Origin of the sequence: Mycolicibacterium llatzerense, assembly GCF_000878195.1 — a bacterium.
Classification (GTDB): Bacteria; Actinomycetota; Actinomycetes; order Mycobacteriales; family Mycobacteriaceae; genus Mycobacterium; species Mycobacterium llatzerense.
On sequence record NZ_JXST01000005.1, the window covers coordinates 12,704 to 29,198 of the forward strand.

A 16,495-nucleotide genomic window follows, 5' to 3' on the forward strand; every position below is an offset into this window, starting at 1 on the left:
GGCGCATCGGCCGCTTCGGTGGCAGCCGGATCTGTATTGCTCGGAGCGGTCAACGTTCCTCCACTAACAGCCATGGGATACCCAGAAGTCCACAGTAGTCTGGTTTCTCGTGGACATCATTCCTCCGCGCCTCAAGGAACCGGCGTACCGGCTCTATGAGCTGCGGCTCCGTCAAGAGCTGACGGCCTCGAAAGCGCAACTGCCACGCCATATCGCGGTGCTGTGCGACGGGAACCGGCGCTGGGCACGTGAGGCAGGTCACGACGACGTCAGCTACGGCTACCGCATGGGCGCCGCCAAGATCGCCGAAGTGCTGCGCTGGTGCCAGCAGGCCGGCATCGAGATGGCGACGATCTATCTGCTCTCGACCGAGAACCTGCAGCGTGACCCGCATGAGCTGGCGCCGCTGATCGAGATCATCACCGACGTCGTCGAAGAGATCTGCGCGCCCGACAAGCACTGGACCGTCCGCACCGTCGGCGACCTCGAACTGCTCGGTGAGGAACCGGCCAAGCGCCTGCGCGACGCGGTGGAGTCGACGACCGAGCGCAGCGACGCCGGCTCGTTCCACGTCAACGTCGCCGTCGGCTACGGCGGTCGGCAGGAGATCGCCGACGCGGTACGCACCCTGCTGAGCAAGGAACTCGCCAACGGAGCGACGGCAGAAGAACTCATCGAGGCGGTGACCGTCGACGGCATCTCGGAGAACCTGTACACCTCCGGCCAGCCAGACCCCGACCTCGTCATCCGGACCTCGGGGGAACAGCGGCTCAGCGGATTCCTGTTGTGGCAGAGCGCCTATTCGGAGATGTGGTTCACCGACGCGCACTGGCCGGCGTTCCGGCGAGTGGACTTCCTGCGTGCGCTGCGCGACTACACGCTGCGGAACCGCCGCTACGGAAAATAGCGTTCGTGCCAAACTGAAGACATGGCTGCGCTGTCGGCAGTGGTCTTCGCCCTGAGCTGGTGGCTCGGGCTGTATCTGCTGGCGCGCGATCCCCGCAAGCCCATCCTGGCGTGGTCCGCGGTCGGGTTGTGCAGCTTCGCCGTGGTGGTCGCCGTCGACGCGATCCGGCTGGGCAGCGGTGCACCCACTGGTCTGCTCAGTCACATCGAGGCGTACCTGGCTGTGCTGCCCGGCATCGCCTGGCTCACCGTGCTGCTCGAGTTGTCCCGGCCGGTCGATTCGACACGGAGCCGGCGGGGCTTTTTTGTGGTGGCGGCGGTGGCCGTCATCGCGTTGGTGGGGGCCGGGATATCCGGTGGAGTGCACCCGCCGCTGCGGCCCGGGCACTGGGTCATGGTCGGCGCCATCGCCTTGTCGGCGTTCGGCGCCCTGGTGCTGGCGGTGCGACGGCTGCGCCGTGGCGCGTCGTCGCGCAAGATCGTCCCACCGGTGGTGGCGGCGACCATCTTCTTCGGGCTCGGCAATGCGATCCTGCTGATCCCGCTGGGGCTCCTGCCGAGTTGGGTGGTGCTGGCCTCGGCGGCGTTCGACGTGCTGCTGCTCGGTATCGCGGTGGCGTGGTGGGACGCGTTCGACGAGGGGCAGGCCCTGCGTGCGGGCCTGCGCCGCTCACTGGTCGGCAGCATGGCGGTGTCGGTGCTGTTCGGCGGGCAGGTGTTGATCGGTCTGGCGGTCACCGGTGAGCATGTGGCGTTGATGGTGTTGTTGTTCACCAGCCTCGCGGTGGCGATCGCGATCAACGTGCTGGCCGACCCGTTGTCCGGACTGCTGGACCGGCTGGCGTTCGCCCGCGAACCGGATCTGCGGGCCGACCGCGCCGCACTGCGTCGCACCGAGGCGGCGCTGCCGCTGCGCGCCACCAATCCGCTGGACCACGTCGATGACGAGACTTTCGTCCGCCTGACCCGACGCGCCCTCGGCCACTACGCCGACCTCTCGAAGCTCGTCGCATCGCCGCTGACGACCCTGCCGGTGATCGACGACCGGCTGGCCCGGCGCGGCGCACCCGACCAGCCGCTGGAGCGCGCCAACGAACTCAAGGATTTGCTGGCCGATCGCATCGCGGCGCTCAAGCCGCGCGACGCCGGCGACTTCGGCACCACCGAGCAGTGGCGCCACTACAACTCGCTGTACTTCCCGTACGTCGTCGGCGTCCGGGCCTACGCGCAGAACGCCACCGCCTCCGGGCTGGACCCGGTGGCGCGTCAGGCCTGGCAGTGGTTCGTCACCGAGGTGCCGCAGCGGTCGCTGCACAACTGGCAGAACGCGGCCGCCCGGGTGATCGCCGCCGACTTGCGCGGTACTCCGGTATCAACGTCGAGTTAGGCACCGCAGGGCGCTGACCTGCGGTTGGCAGCGCCTGGCAGTATTCGGCAGCGTTTGGTGCAGACCAAGCAGCACGGTCCGGGCAATGTCATGGGTGTCCCCACACCGGCACCGCAAGGGAGCGACCGCCATGACCGCCATCAACCCAGGTCTCCACACCCGACCTCTGTCCGACAGTTCCGATTCTCTGCTCCGTTTCGCCCTCCGGGTCGACGGCACGCTGTGCTCGCTGACCGGCCTGCTGATGGCTTTCACCGCTGATCCGCTGTCCCGGTTGTCGGGGCTGTCGGCGACGTCCGAATGGATCATCGGCGCCGTGTTGGTCGTGTGGGGGTTTGCTCTGTACGTCCTGGCCGCGGTGCCCCGGATTCGGCGCGTCGGGACCGGCGTGCTGATCGGCAACCTGGTCGGCACCGTCGCGGTGTTCGGGGTGCTGGCCTCGGGGGTGCTCCCGCTGACCGCGGCAGGCAACGTCCTGGTGCTGGCGATCATGGCCGTCGGCCTGGGCTGCGCCTGGCTGCAATACCTCGGAGTGCGTCGTCTGGCGTGACTCCCTCCCCGCCGGGCGGGGGCGTCACTGAAAGAGGTTGCAGTCGACGTCCCCGCACCGGCCTTCCCGAGTACGCCGAGTGGCCACTTATGGCCCGGATTTCGCCGAAAACCGCGCCATAAGTGGCCACTCGACAACCAACCCGAAAGGAAAATCCATGACCACCATCACCTCGCCCGTCCGCGTCCGGTCCGACCGCCTGCTTCGCCTGGCCCTGCGGGCCGATGCGCTCGTCAGCGGCGCCGCCGGCGTCATCATGGCGGCCGCGGCCGGCGCCGTGGCGGCGGAGTCGGGTATCCCGCAGTCGGCCGTCTACGTGTTGGCCGCGGTCCTCGTCGGCTACGGGGCCGTCGTCTACGGGCTGTCGACCATGGCGGCGGTGCGCCGTCCCGGCATCGCCGTCGCGATCGCCAACGTGGTCTTCACCATCGCCGCGATACTGGCCATCGTCGACGACGTGTGGCCGCTGACGACGACGGGCGTGGCCATGATGATCGTCAGCGCCGTCTACACACTGGCGATGGCCGAGCTGCAGTACCAGGGTGTCCGCCGCGCCTGATCACCGGGGATTTGTGCACGATTTTCCGCGCCTGCCGCGGAAGATCGTGCACAAATCGGCTCTCCAGAAAGAGGATTCATGGCCACAATCCCGTCACCCGTCCTCGCCCGCTCGGACGGACTGCTGCGCTTCGCCATGCGGCTGGATGCGGTGCTGGTCGGCATCGCCGGCCTCCCATTCGTCGCAGTCGCGGCGTGGTTGGCGGCACTGACCGGCGTGCCCACGGAGGTGCAGTTGGGGCTCGGGCTGGGCTTCCTGGCGTACGGCGTTGTGGTGTATTGGCTGGCGGGTCTGGATCGGATACGTCCCGGCGGGATTGCCACCATCAGTGCCAATGCGCTGTACACCGTCGGCTCGGCCGGGCTCGCCGTAGCCGGAGTCTGGCCGCTGACCGGGTGGGGCTACGTGCTGCTGTTCGGCGGCGCCGCGTACACCGCGGTCATCGGCGGCGTCCAGTACATCGGCTTGCGCCGGATCTGACCCCACAAATCATGCCCCTGTGGGCCCCGGGCCTACCCGGCCTCGAACGCAACCGCAGGGCGGATCGTGGGTCGATTTTCCGCCACCCAGTTGCGTTCGGCGATGGCGTCAGACGCGCGTGCAGGGTGCTGATCCAGGTGTGCTGATCGCCCGCTCGCCCGCCGCGAAGGGGCTCAAAATGCACGCCGAGAACCGCGTGTCGCCGTACAAACACGGTCGCTCGCGGGATTGGGCCTAGAGCTTGCGGAGACGCAGCCGGTTGATGGCGTGGTCGGCGTCTTTGCGCAGCACCAGGGTGGCGCGCGGCCGGGTCGGCAGGATGTTGTGGATCAAATTGGGCAGGTTGATCGACTGCCAGATGTCGCGGGCGGCGAAGATCGCCTGCTCGTCGGTCAGTGTCGAGTAGTGGTGGAAGTGCGACTGCGGATTGGCGAACGCGCCCGCGCGCATCGCCAGGAACCGCGACACGTACCACTGCTCGATGTCCTCGATGCGGGCGTCGACGTATACCGAGAAGTCGAACAGGTCCGAGATCATCAGGGCCGGCCCGGTCTGCAGGACGTTGAGTCCCTCGATGATCAGGATGTCGGGATGCCGGACGACGACCTTCTCACCGGGCACGATGTCGTAGATCAGGTGCGAGTACACCGGTGCGGACGCCTGATCGGCGCCCGACTTGACCGCGGTGACGAAGCGCATCAGCGCACGACGGTCATAGCTTTCCGGAAAGCCCTTGCGGTGCATGATCTTTCGCCGCGTCAGCTCGGCGTTCGGATACAGGAAGCCGTCAGTGGTCACCAGGTCGACGCGCGGGTGGTGGCCGAACCGGGCGAGCAGCGCCTGCAGCACACGGGCGGTGGTCGACTTGCCGACGGCGACGCTGCCGGCCACGCCGATGATGAACGGCACCGGCCGGTCCGGGCTCTGTTGGGGCTCGCCGAGGAACTCGGAGGTGGCCGCGAAGAGGCGCTGCCGGGCGGCGACCTGAAGGTGGATCAGACGGGCCAGCGGAAGATAGACCTCTTCGACTTCCAGCAGGTCGAGCTGCTCGCCCATACCGCGCAGACCCAGCAGTTCATGAGCAGTGAGTTTCAGGGGAGTCGCCATACGCAGTGCGCGCCATTGGCGCCTGTCGAACTCGACGTAGGGACTCGGCTCGCTCGGCCGCGGCATGCGCTCAGTCTTGCAGTAATTGCCGCGCGGTGAACGCGGGGGTACCGGCTAACGTGGCGGATATGAGCGCTGGGCACATCCCGATGCCGGTTACCGATACCGCCGCCGACGGCCTGATCCGCGAATACCTGCTGCTCGGTCTGCGGTTCGACCGCATCGAGGAGGGCTACGTCGACTCGTTCACCGGGGACCCCGCGCTGCGGGCCGCGGTCGCCGACGAGGCCGCGCCGGACCCCGCGGCGCTGGCGCGGCAGTCGCGCCGCCTACACGGCGAGGTCGACGGTTCCGGCCTGAACCCGCAGCGGGCGGACTATCTCAAGGCCCATCTGCGGGCCCTGGACTGTGCGGGGCGCAAGTTCGCGGGGGAGGACGTCGGCTTCGTCGACGAGGTCCGCGACTACTTCGACGTCTCGATCGCCAAAGGCGACGAGGACCGGTACCGCGAGGCGCACCGCGCGCTGGACGAGGCGCTGGGCGGCAGCGGCCCGCTGGTCGAGCGCATGCAGGCCCACCGCTCCGGCGAGGAGATTCCGCCCGAGCGGCTCGAGGAGTGCATCTACGCGTTCTCGTCGGCGCTGCGGGACCGTGTCCGGGCCGACTTCCCGCTGCCCGACACCGAGACGATCAACTACGAGATCGTCACCGACAAGCCGTGGTCGGGCTTCAACTACTACGAGGGCAATTTCCGGTCGACGGTCGCGGTCAACGCCGACCTCAAGCAGCAGATGTCGAACCTGCCGCGGCTGGTGGCGCACGAGTCGTACCCGGGTCACCACACCGAGCACTGCCGCAAGGAAGCCGGCCTCGTCGAGCTGGGCGGTCAGGCCGAGCAGACCATCTTCCTGGTCAACACCCCGCAGTGCCTGATGGCCGAGGGCCTGGCGGACCTGGCGCTGCACGCGGCGGTGCCCGACAACTGGGGCAGCTGGGCCGCCGAGATCTACGCCGACCTGGGCCTGCGCTTCGACGGCGAACGCGCCGAGGCGATCTCCGCGGCGAGCGCCGCGCTGGCCGACGTCCGTCAGGACGCCGCGCTGATGCTGCACGACGAACATCGCGACGCCGACGACGTGGTCGCCTTCCTGCAGCGCTGGCTGCTGACCAGTCCGGAGCGGGCCCGGCAGTCCATGCGGTTCTTGTCGTCGCCGCTGTGGCGGGCCTACACGTCGACGTATGTCGAGGGTTACCGGCTGTTGCGGGGCTGGCTCGACGCCCGGCCCGACGACGTCACCCTCACCGCGCGGTTCGGCCGCCTGCTCGACGAGCCGCTGATCCCGTCGTCCTTGCGGAATTAGGCCCGGACGGTGTCGACCCTGCCGCGGGACAGCGCCGGCCAGGCCATGCCACTCAACATCCTGTTGGTGGCGTGGATGGCGATCGGGCGGGGATTTTTCGTGCCGCTGGGCTGGATAGCGCTGTTCACGGTCTTTTTCTCGCCTCTTCTCCTGGCGTGTCTGCTGGCGACCACCAGGATGATTCGCCGGCTACCCGGGCGGGACCTCACAGTCGGACAGACGCGCGCCCAGGTCGCCTTATGGTCGGCGATGTTCGGCTTCGGGTTGTTCGCTCCCGATAGCGGCGACGGTCCGCCTTATCCGTCGATCCTGATGAAACTGCTCGGTGAGCCGTCCTGGTCGGAAACCGTGAGCGGGCTGCTCTGGCTGGGCTGCGTCATTGCCGGACCCATCGCGTGGTGCGTGCTGTTCTCCAAGCTCACCAAAGGCCTCGCCGCTGTGCAGCCGCAGTACCCGCCCACGGGCTAGCCATCCTGGGGCAGGAGCGCAGAGACCAGCGCACTATTCTGAACGCATGACCGCAGACGCTTCCGTGTCCAAGTCCGGCCTGGGTGCCGGCTACGCCGCCACCGCCAGCGAGGCCTACCAGGCGGCGCTGCGGGTCATCGAGCAGGTCGAGCCCCGCGTCGCCGCGGCGACCCGGAAAGAGCTTGAGGATCAACGCAGTTCGCTGAAGCTGATCGCCAGCGAGAACTACGCGTCGCCCGCCGTGCTGCTGACCATGGGCACCTGGTTCTCCGACAAGTACGCCGAGGGCACCGTCGGGCACCGGTTCTACGCCGCCTGCCAGAACGTCGACACCGTCGAGGCGCTGGCCGCCGAGCACGCCCGCGAGCTGTTCGGCGCCCCGTACGCCTACGCGCAGCCGCACTCGGGTATCGACGCCAACCTGGTCGCGTTCTGGGCCATCCTGGCCACCCGCATCGAGGCCCCCGGCCTCGCCGAGCTGGGCGCCAAGCACGTCAACGACCTGTCCGAGGCGGACTGGGAGAAGCTGCGCAGCAAGCTGGGCAACCAGCGCCTGCTGGGCATGTCGCTGGACACCGGCGGCCACCTCACCCATGGTTTCCGCCCGAACATCTCGGGCAAGATGTTCCACCAGCGCAGCTACGGCACCGATGCGCAGACCGGCCTCATCGACTACGACGCCGTCGCCGCTGCCGCCCGCGAGTTCAAGCCGCTGGTGCTGGTCGCCGGCTACTCGGCCTACCCGCGCCGCGTGAACTTCGCCAAGATGCGCGAGATCGCCGACGAGGTCGGCGCCACCCTGATGGTCGACATGGCGCACTTCGCCGGTCTGGTCGCGGGCAAGGTGTTCACCGGCGACGAGAACCCAGTGCCGCACGCCCACGTCACCACCACGACGACGCACAAGTCGCTGCGCGGCCCCCGCGGTGGCCTGGTGCTGGCGACCGAGGAATACGCCCCGGCCGTCGACAAGGGCTGCCCGATGGTGCTCGGCGGCCCGCTGTCGCACGTGATGGCCGCCAAGGCCGTCGCGCTGGCCGAGGCCCGCCAGCCCGAGTTCCAGACCTACGCCCAGAACGTCGCCGACAACGCCAAGTCGCTGGCTGACGGCTTCCTCAAGCGTGGCGCGACGCTGGTCACCGGCGGCACCGACAACCACCTGGTGCTGCTGGATGTGCAGTCCTTCGGGCTCACGGGCCGGCAGGCCGAGTCCGCGCTGCTGGACGCCGGTGTGGTCACGAACCGCAACTCGATCCCGAACGACCCGAACGGCGCCTGGTACTCCAGCGGCATCCGCTTCGGCACCCCGGCGCTGACCACGCGTGGTTTCGGCGCCGACGAGTTCGACAAGGTCGCCGAGCTGGTGGTGGACGTGCTGTCGAACACCCAGCCGACCGCGGCGTCGAACGGCCCGTCCAAGGCCAAGTACACGCTGGCCGACGGCACCGCCGACCGCGTCCGCGCGGCCTCGGCCGAGATGCTGGACGCCAACCCGCTGTACCCGGGTCTGACGCTCTGACGTCCTGACGCCGAACGTGGGGCCTGTGACCGCAAAAATCGCGAGATTTCGGTCATAGGCCCCACGTTCGTTCGGCGAGGCTGATTTCAAAAACATGTGTACTCGGGTTACAGTTACTTTCATGGCTGCGAAACCCGTTGCGAACGCGCTGACCCTTGAGCTCGATCCCGTCGTGGGCCACGAGCTGTCCCGGCACCTCGGGACCGAGGAAGCCTGGTACGCCCACGACTACGTGCCGTTCGAGCAGGGCGAGAACTTCGCCTTCCTCGGTGGCACCGACTGGGATGCCTCGAGCGTCACGCTGCCCAAGCCGGTCACCGATGCGCTGGAAATCCTGCTCATCACCAAGGACAACCTTGCGGGCTACCACCGTGAGCTGGTCGAGCACTTCATCCTCGAAGACAAGTGGGGCCGCTGGCTGGGCCGCTGGACCGCCGAGGAGCACCTGCACGCCATCGCGCTGCGCAACTATCTCGTGGTGTGCCGCGAGATCGACCCGACGGCCAACGAGGACGTCCGCGTCGCGCACGCCATGAAGGGCTACCGGGCCGACAAGTTCAGCCAGATCGAGACGCTGGTCTTCATGGCGTTCTTCGAGCGTGCGCACGCCGTCTTCACCCGCAACCTGCAGGCCCAGATCGAGGAGCCCGTGCTCGCCGCCATGGCCGGCCGCATCGCGCGTGACGAAGAGCGGCACGAGGAGTTCTTCGCGAACCTGGTCACCCACCTGCTCGAGACGCACCGCGACGAGACCATCGCCGCCATCGCCGCCCGGGCCGCGGGCATCGAGGTCATTGGCGCGGATATCGACGCCTACCAGGACAAAGTCCAGGTGGTTGCCGACGCCGGCATCTTCGACGCCGCAGCGCTGCGTACGGTCATCTCCGACCGCATCAAGGCGTGGGGCCTGGGCGACGAACCGTCGCTCGCTCAGTTCATCTAGACGTCACAAAACAGTCACGGCGCGCCGTCAGCGTGGGGCGGTAGCCGGGAGTAGCGTCGCCGGTGATGGCTAGCGAACTGCTCTGCTATCCGGGCGGTACCCGATTAGAGATTGGGACCGGCCCCGGTCCAGGTACCGCTGCGTCCACCGAAGTACTCGTGTGGGGCCGCACGGGCCGAGGAGCGCCACGTGTCTGATTCGCAGGTCCGTACCTATGTGCTCGATACCTCCGTGCTGTTGTCCGATCCTTGGGCTTGCACGCGTTTCGCCGAGCACGAAGTGGTTGTCCCCCTGGTGGTCATCAGCGAGCTGGAAGGTAAACGCCATCACCACGAACTGGGATGGTTCGCCCGGCAGGCGCTGCGCATGTTCGACGACCTGCGTTTGGAGCACGGACGGCTGGATCAACCGATTCCCGTTGGGACACAAGGTGGTTCGCTCCAGGTTGAGCTGAACCACGTCGACCAGTCAGTGCTGCCCTCGGGCTTCCGCACCGACACCAACGACCACCGCATCCTGGCCTGCGCCGCCAACCTTGCCGCCGAAGGCAAGCGAGTCACGTTGGTCAGCAAGGACATTCCGCTGCGGGTCAAGGCCGGTGCGGTGGGTCTGATCGCCGACGAATACCACGCGCAGGACGTCATCACCTCGGGCTGGACGGGCATGACCGAGATGGATGCCGCGCCGGACGACATCGACACGCTGTTCGCCGACGGCGAGGTCGACATTCTCGAGGCTCGGGATCTGCCGTGCCACACCGGGATTCGGTTGCTCGGCGGCACCTCGCACGCGCTCGGCCGGGTCAATGCCGAGAAGCGGGTGCAGCTGGTCCGTGGTGATCGCGAAGTGTTCGGCCTCCGGGGAAGGTCAGCCGAACAACGCGTCGCCCTCGATCTGCTGCTCGACGAATCCGTCGGCATCGTCTCGCTCGGCGGCAAGGCCGGTACCGGCAAGTCGGCGCTGGCGCTGTGCGCCGGCCTGGAGGCGGTGCTTGAGCGCCGCACCCAGCGCAAGGTCGTGGTGTTCCGCCCGCTGTATGCCGTTGGCGGACAAGACCTTGGCTACCTGCCGGGCAGCGAGAGCGAGAAGATGGGCCCGTGGGCGCAGGCCGTCTTCGACACTCTGGAAGGACTGGCCAGCCCGGCCGTGCTCGAAGAGGTGCTGTCCCGCGGAATGCTGGAAGTGTTGCCGCTCACGCACATTCGCGGTCGCTCGCTGCACGACTCGTTCGTCATCGTCGACGAGGCGCAGTCGCTGGAGCGCAACGTGCTGCTGACGGTGCTGTCTCGCCTCGGCAGCGGTTCGCGGGTGGTGCTCACGCACGACGTCGCCCAGCGCGACAACCTGCGCGTCGGCCGGCACGACGGTGTCGCCGCGGTGATCGAGAAGCTCAAAGGCCACCCGCTGTTCGCGCACATCACCCTGATGCGCAGCGAACGGTCGCCGATCGCCGCGCTGGTCACCGAGATGCTCGAGGAGATCAGCCCCGGCACCCTGCCGTGACGTGATTGTCGAGGATGACTTTGCCGACGGTCTTTCCGGACTCCATCAACCGGTGAGCCTGCCCGGCATCGCGTAGCGGTACGACGGTGTCGACCATCGGGCGGATGGCCTTTGTCTCGAACAAGGGCAGCACCTCCCGGATGACGCCGGCGACGATCGCGGCTTTCTGCTCGGCGGGGCGGGCCCGCAGCATCGTGGCGGTGACGCTGGCTCGCTTCGCCATCAGCAGGCCGAGGTCCAACATCGCGGGCTCCGTGGAACCGCCGATGACGACCAGGTGCCCGTCGGGTGCGAGGCACTCAAGGTTGCGGTCCAGGTAGCTCGAGCCCACCACGTCGAGGATGGAGTCAACCCCGCGACCACCGGTGGCGGACAGCGTGGCGGCGACGAAGTCTTCGGTGCGGTAGTTGATCGCTGTGCGCGCGCCCAGGTCTCGCCCGGCGTGCACCTTGTCGTCGCTGCCGGCGGTCGTGATGACGTCAGCACCGATGGCGGCGGCCCACTGAATGGCGAACGTGCCGATGCCGCCACCGGCGCCGTGGATGAGCACGCTGTGCCCGTGGGTGAGTCCGGCGACCATCGCGAGATTGGAGTACACCGTGCAGGCCACCTCCGGGATCGCGGCGGCTTCGATCATGCTCAGCCCTTGCGGGATCGGCATCAGCTGGGTCGCGCGCACCGCGACCTGGTCGGCGTAGCCGCCGCCGTCGAGCAGGGCGCACACCTGGTCACCCGGCGACCACCCGGTGATGCCCTCGCCAATCGCGACGATGGTTCCCGCGCATTCCAGCCCGAGCGGGCGCGGCGCCCCGGGCGGCACCGGGTACCGTCCGCGCCGCTGAAGCAGGTCGGCGTTGTTGATCCCGGCGGCCTCGACACCGATCACCACCTCGCCCGGGCCGGGCAGAACGGGGTCCACGGGTTGCCAGTGCAAAACGCCGGGGTCGCCGGGATGGTCAAACAGCACTGCTGAGGGCATGCGAAGTCTCCTTTGCCTGGTTGGGTGACTATGCGGCGGTTGCGGCGCGGTCGGCCGCCCAGCGGGCGATGCTCTGGGCGTACCGCGGGGTCTCGACACTGCAGTGGCGTCCGGAGGCGTCCTGACGGGCGGCGGCTGCCTCGGCGAAGGTCTGCCCGTGCTGGGCGATGAATTCCAAGAAATGCTCGGTGGGGTGCGAGGTGACCGAGTTGGTGTAGCGGCAGCGGTCACCGTCGAGCTGCTCCATCCGCAGTTCCCAGATGACCTGCGTGCTGGTCCATCCGAGCGGGGTCAACACATCCGACAGCGAAACCATCCGGCAGTAGTGCGGCTCGGCGACCTCGAACCGGTACTGCTGCACCACCAATCCGGTGCCGATCATCTCCACGTTGATGGACATCGGGGTTCCGTCGTCGTCGACGGTGTAGCCGGCCGCCTTGTGGTCGCCCGGGGCGCACCGCTGATATTCGTGTGTCGGGAGGGTTTTCAACCACCGCGCGATGTCAACGTGATCAAACGGCGCCCGCACCTCTGCGGCTATCACCGCCTGCGACAGGATCAGATCCTCGCGAACCGTCGAACTCATGAAATGCTCCCTTCATTCCGATGTTGTGTGTGGTCAACCCTGCTCGACGAGAAACTCCGGCACCACGGCGCTAGCCGCACATTCGGCGGTAGTGCTAGCCCCCACTACGCCGGGGTCAGGGACCAGTCAGCCGCGGCCGGTAGCATTTCTCCCGTGCCACGCCGACCCGAGAGCCCGTTCTGGTCCTATTGGCGAACCGTCCTCGGCGTGTGCGCCGGCGTGACGATCGTCGTGGTCGGGTGCCAGACCGGAAATGTCGCCAAGGCCGACGAAGTCGACTGCAGCAAGTACAAGTGCATCGCGCTGACCTTCGACGACGGTCCCAGCCCGTACACCGACCGGCTGCTGAAAATCCTGCAGGACAACGACGCCAAGGCGACGTTCTTCGAGATCGGCAACAAGGTCGCCGCCAACCCGGCCGGCGCCAAGCGCGTCGTCGACGCCGGGATGGAACTCGGTCAGCACACCTGGGAACACCCCAACATGACGACCATCCCGACCGAGGACATCCCGGCCCAGTTCAGCAAGGCCAGTGACGCCATCGAGAAGGCCACCGGGCAGCGGCCGAAACTGGTCCGCACCGCGGGCGGTCTGATCAACGACCAGGTGCTCGCCGAGGCCAAGAAGCAGGGCCTGGCTGACATCAACTGGGACGTCATCCCTTTCGACTGGGCCAATGACTCCAACACCGCGGCCACCCGCTACATGCTGATGACGCAGATCAAGCCGAATTCGGTGGTGCTGTTTCACGACACCTACTCGTCGACGGTCGATCTGGTGCAGCAGTTCATCCCGGTGCTCAAGGCCAACGGCTACCACCTGGTGACGGTCAGCCACATGGTCGGCCATCGTGAGCCGGGCACCAGCTACGGCAGCCGCGAGAACGGCCCGCCGGTCAACGGGCTCACCGACATTCCGCCGGCGGAGATTCCGACGCTGCCCAACACGCCGTCGCCGCCGCCGATGCCGAACATCCCGATCACCGACATCCCGGGCGCCAACTCCGGCGGCTCGAACAACGGTCAGTAATTCCACGAGCAGACACAAAACTGTCGTTTTCGCCTGGAAATGGACAGTTTTGTGTCTGCTCGCGAGGGAACGCTAGGCAGTGGGGAAGCGGTCGGCGATCGCATCGACCATGGCGATGATGTCGGCCATCCTCGAACGCAGCACCTCGAGGTGCTTGTCGGCGCCCTGTTTCGCCGCCCGGCGCTCCGTTGCCGCCAGCTGCAGGTGCAGCTCACCCAGCTCTTCTTCGAGCAGTTCGATGAACAACCTGGCTTGCAGCACGTCGGCGTTCCGTTGCCCAGGTGAGGTCGTCACCAGTTTGAGGACATCAGCCTGGGATTTGGGCATCGGCTCCACGGCGTGTGTGTGCGGCATGTGGTAGCGCCCGTGCGTCATGCACGGGACGGTGTCCAGCCGGGTACCTCGGTACGAATCAGTGAGGTCGGCCGCCATTGCAACACGATCGCAAATACACGGTCGAATCCCGTTTCCCGGCAGTATCTGTCCAGTAAGGAGCTGTTCACATTGGCTTCACCCAAGTTGTGAGAAGGGCTCTGTCAGAGCGCACAAAAATGCCCCCTTCCGAGGAAGGGGGCATTTTCGACGCGAAATTGATCGCCGACTGTTTTGGCGGCTCCTCGCGCTAGCGCTCGTCGCGGACCTTCGCCATGGCCAGCACGTCGAGGCGCTTGTCCAGCTCGGCCAGCGAGAGGTTGTCGCCGATCAGGCCGCGGTCGATGACCGTCTGCCGGATGGTCTTCTTCTCCTTGAGGGCTTCCTTGGCCACCTTGGCGGCTTCTTCGTAGCCGATGGCCGAGTTCAGCGGCGTCACGATCGACGGCGACGACTCCGCCAGCGTGCGCAGGTGGTCCTCGTTGGCGACGAGGCCGTCGATGCACTTGGATGCGAACAGCCGGGACACGTTGGACAGCAGCGTGAAGGACTCCAGCACGTTGCGGGCCATCATCGGGATGTACACGTTCAGCTCGAAGGCACCGGACAGACCGCCGACGGTGACCGCCGCGTCGTTGCCGATGACCTGCGCGGCCACCTGGGTAACCGCTTCGGGCAGAACAGGATTCACCTTGCCCGGCATGATCGAGCTGCCCGGCTGCAGGTCCGGCAGCTGGATTTCGCCGAGGCCGGTCAGCGGGCCCGAGCCCATCCAGCGCACGTCGTTGGCGATCTTGGTCAGCGACACCGCGATGGTCTTCAGCGCGCCGGAGGCCTCGACGAGTCCGTCGCGGGCGGCCTGCGCCTCGAAAGAGTCTGCGGCGGTGCGCAGTTCGGCGATGCCGGTCTGGTTCACCAGCACCTCGACCACCTTGGCGCCGAAGCCGTCGGGGGCGTTCAGGCCGGTGCCGACGGCGGTGCCGCCGATGGCCAGCTCACCCAGGCGGGGCAGCGTCGCCTTGACGCGCTCGATGCCGGCCTCGACCTGGCGGGCGTAGCCGCCGAACTCCTGGCCCAGGGTGACGGGCACGGCGTCCATGAGGTGGGTGCGGCCGGACTTGACGACGGTGCGCCACGCGCGGGCCTTGTTGGCCAGCGACTCGTGCAGCACCTCGAGCGCCGGGATCAGGTGGCGCACAGCGGCTTCCGTCGCCGCGATGTGCGTGGCGGTGGGGAAGGTGTCGTTGGAGCTCTGCGACATGTTGACGTGGTCGTTGGGGTGGACCTCGACGCCGTTGCGGCCCGCGATCGAGGCGATGACCTCGTTGGCGTTCATGTTCGAGCTGGTGCCCGAACCGGTCTGGAAGACGTCGATGGGGAACTGGTCGTCGTGCAGACCGTCGGCGATCTCACCGGCGGCGGCGATGATCGCGTCGGCCTTGTCGGCGGCCAGCAGACCCAGGTCCTTGTTGACCTGCGCGCAGGCGCCCTTCAGCAGGCCGAGTGCGCGGATCTGAGTGCGCTCCAGGCCGCGGAACGAGATCGGGAAGTTCTCCACCGCTCGTTGCGTCTGCGCGCGCCACAGGGCGTTGATCGGCACCCGGACCTCGCCCATGGTGTCGTGCTCGATGCGGTATTCGACATCGTTGTCGGACATGTGCTCCCTTTTGTTGAGGTGAACGGAATTACGGCAGGGGGTGTGCAGCGGACAGGTCGCCGGTGAAGTCCACTGCGGAGTACTCGTTGAGCTTGGAGAGCCGGTGGTAGGCCTCGATCATCCGGACGGTGCCGGACTTCGAGCGCATCACGATCGACTGGGTGGTGCAACCGCCGGCGAAGTAACGCACGCCGTTGAGCAGGTCGCCGTCGGTGACGCCGGTGGCGCAGAAGAAGACGTTGTCGCCGGCGACCAGGTCCTCGGTGGTCAGCACGCGGTCCAGGTCATAGCCGCGGTCCAGGGCGCGCTGGCGCTCGTCGTCGTCGGTCGGGGCGAGGACGGCCTGGATCGCGCCGCCCATGCAGCGGATGGCGGCCGCGGCGATGATGCCCTCGGGGGTGCCGCCGATGCCGGCCAGGATGTCGGTGCCGGACTCAGGGCGGCAGGCGGAGATGGCGCCGGCGACATCGCCGTCGGAGATCAGCCGGATGCGGGCGCCGGCCTCGCGGACCTCGCTGATCAGCTGGGCGTGCCGGGGCCGGTCCAGGATGCACACCGTGACGTCGGCCACAGATTCGTTGAGCTTCTTGGCGACCCGGCGGATGTTCTCGCCGATGGGCACCGTGATGTCGATGACGTCGGCCGCGTCGGGTCCGACGGCGATCTTGTTCATGTAGAAGACGGCCGACGGGTCGAACATGGTGCCGCGCTCGGAGACTGCCAGCACCGAGATGGCGTTGGGCATGCCCTTGCTCATCAGGGTGGTGCCGTCGACCGGGTCGACGGCGAAGTCGCAGTCGGGGCCGTCGCCGTTGCCGACCTCTTCGCCGTTGTAGAGCATCGGGGCGTGGTCCTTCTCGCCCTCGCCGATGACCACGACACCGCGCATCGATACCGAATTGACCAGCTCACGCATGGCGTCGACGGCTGCGCCGTCACCGCCTTCCTTGTCACCGCGGCCAACCCAGCGGCCGGCGGCCATGGCCCCGGCTTCAGTGACCCGGACGAGTTCGAGTGCGAGGTTGCGGTCTGGGGCTTCCCGGCGCGAAGGCGTCATGCGCAGATTGTCCCATTAGCCAGTGCGCGTCG

At 67.5% G+C, this 16,495-nt stretch carries 17 protein-coding genes; 11 read left to right on the forward strand and 6 right to left on the reverse strand.

Features of this window, described 5'->3' with window-relative positions:
• Positions 1-109 precede the first annotated feature (109 nt).
• The 5 genes from TL10_RS04555 to TL10_RS04575 all read left to right on the forward strand — a co-directional run bounded on the left by TL10_RS04555 (position 110) and on the right by TL10_RS04575 (position 3,882).
• Complete coding sequence (locus tag TL10_RS04555; RefSeq protein ID WP_043395793.1) at positions 110-907, forward strand: (2Z,6E)-farnesyl diphosphate synthase; 798 nt, start codon at positions 110-112, stop codon at positions 905-907.
• 21 nt (positions 908-928) lie between these two features.
• Entirely contained in the window at positions 929-2,293 is a 1,365-nt protein-coding gene (locus TL10_RS04560) for a hypothetical protein (RefSeq protein ID WP_043395792.1), read from the forward strand.
• A gap of 130 nt (positions 2,294-2,423) precedes the next feature.
• Positions 2,424-2,843 (forward strand): membrane protein, encoded by a 420-nt coding sequence (locus tag TL10_RS04565; protein ID WP_043395787.1) that lies wholly within the window; start codon positions 2,424-2,426, stop codon positions 2,841-2,843.
• Between the two features lie 157 nt (positions 2,844-3,000).
• Positions 3,001-3,402 carry a hypothetical protein gene (locus TL10_RS04570; RefSeq protein WP_043395783.1) on the forward strand — a complete coding sequence of 134 codons (402 nt, stop codon included), beginning with the start codon at positions 3,001-3,003 and terminating at the stop codon, positions 3,400-3,402.
• Between the two features lie 78 nt (positions 3,403-3,480).
• Positions 3,481-3,882: a hypothetical protein gene (locus TL10_RS04575; protein ID WP_043984699.1), complete on the forward strand. Its 402-nt coding sequence runs from the start codon at positions 3,481-3,483 to the stop codon at positions 3,880-3,882.
• Positions 3,883-4,116: 234 nt separating this feature from the next.
• Here TL10_RS04575 and coaA read toward each other — a convergent pair whose 3' ends face one another.
• A complete protein-coding gene (gene coaA / locus TL10_RS04580; protein ID WP_043395777.1) occupies positions 4,117-5,055 on the reverse strand; it encodes a type I pantothenate kinase in 939 nt (312 codons plus the stop codon).
• A 62-nt stretch (positions 5,056-5,117) separates the two neighbouring features.
• Here coaA and TL10_RS04585 point away from each other — a divergent pair, with 62 nt between their 5' ends.
• The 5 genes from TL10_RS04585 (at position 5,118) to TL10_RS04605 (ending at position 10,783) form a co-directional block, all read left to right on the forward strand.
• Positions 5,118-6,350, forward strand: a complete 1,233-nt coding sequence (locus TL10_RS04585; RefSeq protein WP_192830175.1) for a DUF885 domain-containing protein — start codon at positions 5,118-5,120, stop codon at positions 6,348-6,350.
• A gap of 9 nt (positions 6,351-6,359) precedes the next feature.
• Complete coding sequence (locus tag TL10_RS04590; protein ID WP_043984701.1) at positions 6,360-6,818, forward strand: hypothetical protein; 459 nt, start codon at positions 6,360-6,362, stop codon at positions 6,816-6,818.
• Positions 6,819-6,864: 46 nt separating this feature from the next.
• Positions 6,865-8,337, forward strand: a complete 1,473-nt coding sequence (locus TL10_RS04595; RefSeq protein WP_043984702.1) for a glycine hydroxymethyltransferase — start codon at positions 6,865-6,867, stop codon at positions 8,335-8,337.
• Between the two features lie 121 nt (positions 8,338-8,458).
• A complete protein-coding gene (locus tag TL10_RS04600; RefSeq protein ID WP_043984703.1) occupies positions 8,459-9,280 on the forward strand; it encodes an acyl-ACP desaturase in 822 nt (273 codons plus the stop codon).
• Positions 9,281-9,469: 189 nt separating this feature from the next.
• A complete protein-coding gene (locus TL10_RS04605; protein ID WP_043395757.1) occupies positions 9,470-10,783 on the forward strand; it encodes an RNA 5'-3' helicase PhoH2 in 1,314 nt (437 codons plus the stop codon).
• Here the strand turns inward: TL10_RS04605 and TL10_RS04610 are convergent.
• Together TL10_RS04610 and TL10_RS04615 are read right to left on the reverse strand one after the other, a co-directional pair.
• Entirely contained in the window at positions 10,761-11,762 is a 1,002-nt protein-coding gene (locus TL10_RS04610; RefSeq protein WP_043984704.1) for an NAD(P)H-quinone oxidoreductase, read from the reverse strand. The two genes, TL10_RS04605 and TL10_RS04610, sit on opposite strands and share 23 nt — an antisense overlap.
• Before the next feature lie 28 nt (positions 11,763-11,790).
• Positions 11,791-12,348 carry a hypothetical protein gene (locus tag TL10_RS04615; RefSeq protein ID WP_043984705.1) on the reverse strand — a complete coding sequence of 186 codons (558 nt, stop codon included), beginning with the start codon at positions 12,346-12,348 and terminating at the stop codon, positions 11,791-11,793.
• Between the two features lie 153 nt (positions 12,349-12,501).
• Between TL10_RS04615 and TL10_RS04620 the strand changes: the two genes are divergently transcribed.
• On the forward strand, positions 12,502-13,377 hold the full coding sequence (locus tag TL10_RS04620) for a polysaccharide deacetylase family protein (RefSeq protein WP_043984706.1): 876 nt from the start codon (positions 12,502-12,504) through the stop codon (positions 13,375-13,377).
• A 72-nt stretch (positions 13,378-13,449) separates the two neighbouring features.
• On the opposite strand, the gene TL10_RS04625 is transcribed toward TL10_RS04620, so the two are convergent.
• From TL10_RS04625 to glpX, 3 genes are all read right to left on the reverse strand, one after another.
• Positions 13,450-13,752 (reverse strand): hypothetical protein, encoded by a 303-nt coding sequence (locus TL10_RS04625; RefSeq protein WP_131630676.1) that lies wholly within the window; start codon positions 13,750-13,752, stop codon positions 13,450-13,452.
• A gap of 247 nt (positions 13,753-13,999) precedes the next feature.
• The gene (locus TL10_RS04630) at positions 14,000-15,406 is read right to left on the reverse strand and encodes a class II fumarate hydratase (RefSeq protein ID WP_043984708.1); all 1,407 of its coding nucleotides are present in this window, start codon (positions 15,404-15,406) and stop codon (positions 14,000-14,002) included.
• A 28-nt stretch (positions 15,407-15,434) separates the two neighbouring features.
• On the reverse strand, positions 15,435-16,463 hold the full coding sequence (glpX, locus tag TL10_RS04635) for a class II fructose-bisphosphatase (protein WP_043395742.1): 1,029 nt from the start codon (positions 16,461-16,463) through the stop codon (positions 15,435-15,437).
• Positions 16,464-16,495: the final 32 nt, after the last annotated feature.